This window comes from Streptomyces sp. MK37H (assembly GCF_018035285.1).
Taxonomy (GTDB): Bacteria; Actinomycetota; Actinomycetes; order Streptomycetales; family Streptomycetaceae; genus Streptomyces; species Streptomyces endocoffeicus.
Window position 1 is genome coordinate 1 of sequence record NZ_JAAAYH010000412.1, and the last position, 8,032, is coordinate 8,032.

Consider the following 8,032-nt stretch of genomic DNA (forward strand, 5'->3'; position numbering starts at 1 on the left):
GGTGTTGGAGGCGGTGGCGGCTGATCCTGGGGTGCGGGTCAGTGGGATCGATGTGTTGGGTGAGGTGGAGCGGGCTCGGGTGGTGGAGGAGTGGAACGCCACGGGGGCTGCGCTGCCTGGCGGTTCGATTGTGGAGCGGTTCGAGGCGTGGGTTGTTGCGGCGCCGGATGTGGTGGCGGTGCGGTGTGGTGAAGAGGTCCTGTCGTACGGGGAGTTGGATCGGCGGGCGAATCGCTTGGCGCGACTTTTGAGCGAAGTCGGCGTCGGTCCGGAGTCGCGGGTTGCGTTGTGTTTGCCGCGTTCGGTGGACATGGTGGTGGCGGAGTTGGCGGTGTGGAAGGCCTGTGGTGCGTTCGTTCCGTTGGATCCGGAGTACCCGGCCGACCGGCTGGGTTTCGTGATCGCGGACAGTGGCGCCGAAGTGGTCCTCGGTACGGCCGATTGTCTTGATGGCGTCCCCCTCGGTGATGCTCGCGCGGTCCTTCTCGAGGGCGCCGATGCCTTCTCGGCGGAGCCGCTGGGGACGGTCATTGTCCCGGGCCAGTTGGCGTATGTGATCTATACGTCGGGTTCGACGGGGCGGCCGAAGGGTGTGGCCGTCGCTCACGGTGGTGTGGCGAATCTGGCTGAGGCGATGCGTCCGGTGCTGGGTATGGACGCGGGTGTGGTGGCGTTGCAGTTCGCGTCGTTCAGCTTTGACGCCGCCGTTCTCGATGTCGCCGTCACCCTCGCCGCTGGCGGGACTTTGGCGGTGGCGAGTGCGGATGAGCGTAAGGATCCGCAGGCGCTGGCGGAGATGATCGGCCGGTGCGGGGTGCGGGTGGCCAGTGTGGTGCCGTCGCTGCTCGGGGTGCTGGATCCTGACGCTGTCCCGGGTGTGGGGAACTGGGTGCTGGGTGCGGAGCGGTTGAGTGCGGAGCTGGCGGGGCGGTGGTCGGCGGGTGCGCGGGTGTGGAACACGTACGGGCCGACCGAGGCCACTGTCATCACCACCGCGACCGCCACTCCGCTGGACGCCGCGCTGGAGGAGGCCCCGCCGATAGGCCGTCCCCTCCCCAATGCCCGCGTCTACGTACTCGACCAGTTCCTCAAGCCGGTTCCCGTAGGCGTGACGGGCGAGGTGTACATCGCCGGTGCGGGTCTGGCCCGGGGCTATATCGGTCGGCCGGACCTGTCCGCCGAGCGTTTCGTCGCCTGCCCGTTCGCGGCCCCGGGTGGCCGGATGTATCGCAGTGGCGATCTGGCGAAGTGGACCGAAGAGGGTGATCTGGTCTTCGCGGGGCGGGTCGATGAGCAGGTCAAGGTCCGTGGTTTCCGCGTCGAGCCCGGCGAGATCGAGGCGGTGGTGGCCGCCTATGAGGGCGTGGCGCAGGTTGCGGTGGTGGTCCGCGAGAGCGGGCCGGGGGACAAGCAGCTGGTCGCGTACGTGGTCCCCAACGGGGAGCTGGACGTGGCGGCGGTACGCACGTTCGCCGCTGGGCGGCTGCCGGAGTACATGGTCCCGGCGGTCGTCGTGCTGGACGCGCTGCCGCTCACCGTCAACGGCAAGCTGGACCGCGCCGCACTCCCCGCCCCCGACGCCACGGTGACCGTGGCGGGCCGGGGTCCGGCCACCCCGACCGAAGAGATCCTCTGTGGGCTTTTCGCCGAGGTGCTTGGCCTCGATGAGGTCAGTGCCGATGCGTCGTTCTTCGAGCTCGGCGGTGACTCGATCATGTCGATGCTGCTGGTGTCGAGGGCGCGTAAGGCCGGTCTGGTGGTGAGTGCCCGGCAGGTGTTCGAGCGACGGACCCCGGCGGAGCTGGCGCTGGTGGCCGGTGATGCCTCTGCTCCCGGTGGCCTGGAGGGCAGTGGCGACCCGGGCACGGGTGAGGTGCCGTTGACTCCGGTGATGCATGAGCTGCTGGAGCGAGCCGGAGCGGAGCGCATAGGTGCGGTGTTCCAGTCCACGGTGGTCGTGGCTCCGGCGGGGATGCGGCTGGAGACGCTGACCGCTGCCGTTCAGGCGGTAGTCGATCACCACGACATTCTGCGGGCGCGGCTGGAGACCGGGCCCGAGGCTCACCTGCTCGTCCCCCCGACCGTGTCCGTGGCCCCGTGGGTGCACCGGATCGATGCGAGTGCGGCCGGGGGTGACCTCGAGCACCTGATCGCCGAGCAGTCGCGGGCGGCCGCGGATCGGCTGGATCCGCGCGCGGGCGTGATGCTGCAGGTGGTCTGGTTCGACCTCGGCCCGGACACCCCCGGACGGCTGCTGATCCTCCTCAACCACCTGGTGGTGGACGGCGTCTCCTGGCGCGTCCTCGTGCCCGATCTGGCCGAGGCGTACACCGAGCTGGCCGCCGGCCGTGAGGTCGTGCTGGAGCCGGTGTCCACCTCCTTCCGGCACTGGGCCCGCGCCCTGCGGACCGAAGCCACCGGCCAACAACGACTCGCCGAACTCCCCGCCTGGACCCAGCTACTGGACGGACACGACCCCCTCCTCACCTCGCGGCCCGTGGACCCGGAGCGGGACCTCGGCGCCACCGTCCGGCAGCTGTCGGTGAAGGTGTCCACGGAGGTCACGTCGGCGCTGTTGACCAGCGTGCCGACGGCGTTCCACGCGGGCGTCGACGACGTACTGCTGACCGGCCTGACCGTGGCGTTGGCCGAGTGGCGGCGCCGCCAGGGCCAGGAGGACACGGCCGGCGTCCTGCTGGACCTCGAGGGCCATGGCCGGGTCCCGCTGGCGGAGGGCGTGGACCTGACGCGCACGGTCGGCTGGTTCACCAGCAGTTACCCGGTGCGGCTCGACACCGGCGTCATCGACGTCATGGAGTTGCGCTCCGGCGGGGCCGCGGCGGGACGGGCCATCAAGCGCATCAAGGAACAGCTCCGCGCCGTCCCGGGCGACGGGCTCGGCTACGGGATGCTCCGGTATCTCAACCCCGAGACCGCACCCGCCCTTACCGCCCTGCCCACCGCCCAGATCGGCTTCAACTACCTGGGCCGATTCCCCGGCCGGCAGAACCAGGGCGAACAGGGTCAGCAGCCCGTCGAGCAACATGCCTGGCAGACCGCCGGTGACGGTGGCCGAGGTGGCGGCGCCAACGACCGGATCCCGGTCATGCACGCCCTGGAGGTCATGGGCGTCGTCCACGACCTGCCCGACGGCCCACAGCTCACCCTCATCGTGTCCTGGCCGTCCGAACTGCTGGCGGAGTCGGCCGCCCGGAGCCTGCTGGACGGCTGGGCCGCGATGCTCAGCGGGCTGGCCACGCACACCACGGACGTCGACGCCGACACCGGTATCGGTGGCCACACCCCCTCCGACTTCCCGTTGGTGGACATCAGCCAGAGCGAGTTGGACGAGTTCGAAGCGACAGCGCAGCAGATGGACGAAGGAGCTTGAGATGACCGACTCCGCTCTGGTGGGGGTATGGCCGCTGTCGCCGCTGCAGGAGGGCCTGCTGTTCCATGCGGTGTACGACGAGGAGGGCATCGACGTCTACGTCGAGCAGATGATCACTGGCCTGGAGGGCAAGCTGGACTCCGCGGTGCTGCGGGCGTCCTGGCAGGCGCTGCTCGACCGCCACGAGAGCCTGCGCGCGGGCTTCCAGCGGCGCGCCTCCGGGGCCCCGGTCCAGCTCATCATGCGCCGGGTGACCCTGCCGTGGCGGGAGGAGGACCTGTCCGGGCTGGATGCCGATGTGGCCCGGGCGGAGTCGGAGCGGTTGGGGGTCGAGGAGCGGGAGCGGCGTTTCGACTTGGCGGTGCCGCCGTTGCTGAAGGTGTTGCTGGTCAAGGTCGGGCCGGATGAGTACCGGATGATGGTCACGCTGCATCACATCCTTCTGGATGGCTGGTCGCTGCCGGTGCTGATGCGGGAGTTGTGGACGTGTTACGAGGCCGGGGGCAGCGCACACGGTCTGCCGCCCGTGACCCCGTACCGTGACTACCTCGCCTGGCTCGCCCGCCAGAACAAGGAAGAAGCCATGGCGGCCTGGCGGAAGACGCTGGCCGGGGCGGATGAGCCGACGCTGGTGGCCCCGGCCGAGTACAACGGGGCGCCGGCGCACTCCGCCACGGTGTCCGGCAGGGCGAGCAAGGAGTTGGACCAGGCGCTGCGCGACCTGACGCGCCGCTTCCACGGCCTCACCCTGAACACGGTCGTCCAGGCCGCCTGGGCTCTCGTTGTCGGCAAGCTGACCGGTCGACGGGATGTGGTGTTCGGCGCCAGCGTGGCCGGGCGGCCGCTGGACCTGCCGGGCATGGAGAGCATGCTGGGGCTCTTCATCAACACCGTGCCCGTACGCGTCCGCTTCGACCCTGCGCGGTCGGTGGCCGAACTGCTGACGGAGCTGCAGGCCGAGCAGGCGGCGCTGGTGGACTACCAGTACCTGAGCCTCAGCGATATCCAGCGGCAGGCCGGGCCCGGGGCCACGTTCGACACCATCATGGCGTTCGAGAGCTTCCCCTCGGGTGCGAACGCCCGGAAGCCGTCGGGCGACAAGCCATCGGGCGATGAGGCCGAACGACGCGGACCTGGCGGCCTGAAGTTCACCGAGCATGGCCTCCGGGAGTCGATCAACTACCCGCTCGGCCTGGTGGTCGGCCCGAGCGGCGGATTGGGCATGCGGCTGAGCTACCGGCCGGACCTGTTCGACGAGGAGACGGCCCAAGGGCTGGTCCACCAGGTGCTCCGGGTGCTGGGGCAGATAGCGGCCGATCCGGAGACGTTGGTCGGTCGGCTGGATGTGTTGGGTGAGGTGGAGCGGGCTCGGGTGGTGGGGGAGTGGAATGCCACCCAGGCCGCGCTGCCCGTCGGCTCGATTGTGGAGCGGTTCGAGGCGTGGGTTGCTGCGGCGCCGGATGTGGTGGCGGTGCGGTGTGGTGGTGAGTCGGTGTCGTATGGGGAGTTGGATCGGCGGGCGAATCGGCTGGCGCGGTTGTTGTGTGGTGTGGGGGTGGGTCGGGAGTCGCGGGTTGCGTTGTGTTTGGCGCGGTCGGTGGACATGGTGGTGGCGGAGTTGGCGGTGTGGAAGGCCGGTGGGGCGTTCGTTCCGTTGGATCCGGAGTATCCGGCGGACCGGCTGGGGTTTGTGATCGCGGACAGTGGTGCCGAGGTGGTCCTGGGCACGGTCGATTGTCTTGATGGCGTCCCGCTGGGTGATGCTCGCGCGGTTCTTCTCGAGGGCGCCGATGCCTTCTCGGCGGAGCCGCTGGGGACTGCCCTTGTGCCGGATCAGTTGGCGTATGTGATCTATACGTCGGGTTCGACGGGGCGGCCGAAGGGTGTGGCTGTCGCTCACGGTGGTGTGGCGAATCTGGCTGAGGCGATGCGTCCGGTGCTGGGGATGGATGCGGGTGTGGTGGCGTTGCAGTTCGCGTCGTTCAGCTTTGACGCCGCCGTTCTCGATGTCGCTGTCACCCTCGCCGCCGGCGGGACTTTGGCGGTGGCGAGTGCGGAGGAGCGTAAGGATCCGCAGGCGCTGGCGGGGATGATCGGCCGGTGTGGGGTGCGGGTGGCGAGTGTGGTGCCGTCGTTGTTGGGAGTGCTGGACCCGGATGCCGTGTCGGGTGTGAGCAATTGGGTTCTGGGTGCGGAGCGGTTGAGTGCGGAGTTGGCGGGGCGGTGGTCGGCGGGTGCGCGGGTGTGGAACACGTACGGGCCGACCGAGGCCACCGTCATCACCACCGCGACCGCCATGCCCCTCGATCCCGGGTTGAATACGGCACCTCCGATAGGCCGCCCTCTGCCCAACAACAAGGTGTTCGTGCTGGACTCCTTCCTCAAGCCGGTGCCCGTAGGCGTGACGGGCGAGGTGTATATCGCCGGTGCGGGTCTGGCCCGGGGCTATATCGGTCGGCCGGACCTGTCCGCCGAGCGTTTCGTCGCCTGCCCGTTCGCGGCCCCGGGCGGGCGGATGTATCGCAGTGGGGATCTGGCGAAGTGGACCGAAGAGGGTGATCTGGTCTTCGCGGGGCGGGTCGATGAGCAGGTCAAGGTCCGTGGTTTCCGCGTCGAGCCCGGCGAGATCGAGGCGGTGGTGGCCGCCTGCGAGGGCGTGGCGCAGGTTGCGGTGGTGGTCCGCGAGGGCGGGCCGGGGGACAAGCAGCTGGTCGCGTACGTGGTCCCCAACGGGGAGCTGGACGTGGCGGCCGTGCGGGAGTTCGCGGCGGACCGGCTGCCGGAGTACATGGTCCCGACCCTCATGGCGCTGGACGCGCTGCCGTTGACAGTCAACGGCAAGCTGGACCGAGCGAAGCTCCCGGCCCCCGATGCCACAGCCACCATGGTGGGCCGGGGTCCGGCCACCCCGACCGAAGAGATCCTCTGCGGGCTTTTCGCCGAGGTGCTCGGCGTGGAGCGGGTCAGCGCTGATGCCTCGTTCTTCGAGCTCGGCGGTGACTCACTCCTGGCGATGCGGCTCATTGCCAGGGTCCGGGCGGTGCTCGATACCCGGATCACCATCCGTGAGCTCTTCACCGCCACCACGGTCGCCCTCCTCTCCCGCCGTATCGAGGAAGAAGGCAACGCGGACGGCCGGGACCGCCCCGCGCTGATGCCGTGTCCCCGACCGGACTCCGTACCCCTGTCGTACGCCCAGCGCCGGATGTGGTTCCTCAACCGCCTCGAAGGCGTGGGGGAAGGCGCGGGCTACAACCTGCCATTGGCGCTCCGGCTTTCCGGGGAGCTGGACAGGGTGGCTCTGGAGGCGGCGCTCGGGGATGTCGCCGACCGGCACGAGAGTTTACGTACGGTCTTTCCCGAGACCGATGGCGAACCGCGTCAGCACGTGCTGGTGGGTGGCGCCAGCCGACCGTCGCTCGTGGCCGTGGAGACGACGGAGCAGGAGTTGCCGCGGGCCCTGGCGGCGCACTCTGCCCGTGGCTTTGACCTGAGCGTTGATCTGCCGTGGCGGGCGCGTCTGTTGAAGACGGGTCCGTCGGAGTGTGTGCTGTTGATCGTGGCGCATCACATCGCGGTTGATGGTTGGTCGATGGGTGTGTTGGGTCGGGAGATCGGGGTGGCGTATGCGGCGCGGCGGGCGGGGCGTGCGCCGGGCTGGGAGCCGTTGCCGGTGCAGTACGCGGATTATGCGCTGTGGCAGCGTGAGGTGCTGGGCACCCTCGAGGACCCGGACAGTGTGATCAGCGGCCAGCTCGGCTACTGGCGTGAGGCGCTGGCCGGTGCGCCGGAGGAGCTCGTCCTGCCCGCGGACCGGTCCCGGCCCGCCGTCTCCTCCTTCCGAGGCCGTTCCACGCCGGTGCGGGTGAGCCCGCAGGTCCACGCCCGGCTGGTGGCGCTCGCCCAGCGTGGGCGGGCCACGATGTTCATGGTCGTCCAGGCGGCGCTGGCGCTGTTGCTGTCGCGGATGGGTGCGGGGAAGGACATCCCGGTCGGTACGGCGGTGGCGGGGCGTGGGGATGCGGCCTTGGACGGGCTGGTGGGGTTCTTCGTCAACACGCTCGTCCTGCGGAGCGATGTGAGTGGCGATCCGGCCTTTGTGGAGTTGTTGTCCCGGGTGCGGGAGGCGGATCTGGACGCGTATGCCCATCAGGATGTGCCGTTCGAGCGGCTGGTGGAGGATCTCAATCCTGCTCGGTCGTTGGGGCGTAATCCGCTGTTCCAGGTGTCGTTGGGGCTTCAGAGTGCGCCTTCGGGTGAGGGGCGGTTGTGGGATCTGCCGGGGTTGCGGGTGCGTCCGCTGGAGTCGGGCGCGGACGCTTCGGCGCGTGTGGATCTGGCTTTGGATTTGGCCGAGCACCGCGACGGCGAAGGCAACCCGGGCGGGATTGACGGCGCGTTCCTCTATGCCACCGACCTCTTTGACGAACGGACGGTGGAGGTGCTCGCCGAGCGGCTGGTGCGAGTGTTGGAGCAGGTCGCCTCAGATCCTGCGGCTCGGGTGAGTGAGGTCGCCGTACTGGGCCCGGGCGAGCGGACGCGGGTGCTGGTGGAGTGGAACGACACCGAGCGAGCGGTTCCCGTACGGCCGTTGGGGGAGCTCTTCGATGAGCGGGCGGCCGTCTCCCCGGATGCGGTGGC

2 protein-coding genes are annotated in these 8,032 nt (G+C 69.7%); both read left to right on the forward strand.

Annotated features, from left to right (window positions below):
- The first annotated feature begins 130 nt into the window (after positions 1-130).
- Entirely contained in the window at positions 131-3,391 is a 3,261-nt protein-coding gene (locus GWI24_RS36095) for an amino acid adenylation domain-containing protein (RefSeq protein ID WP_308344203.1), read from the forward strand.
- Position 3,392: 1 nt separating this feature from the next.
- The coding region (locus tag GWI24_RS36100; RefSeq protein ID WP_210950260.1) for a non-ribosomal peptide synthetase at positions 3,393-8,032 on the forward strand (4,640 nt) is incomplete at its 3' end.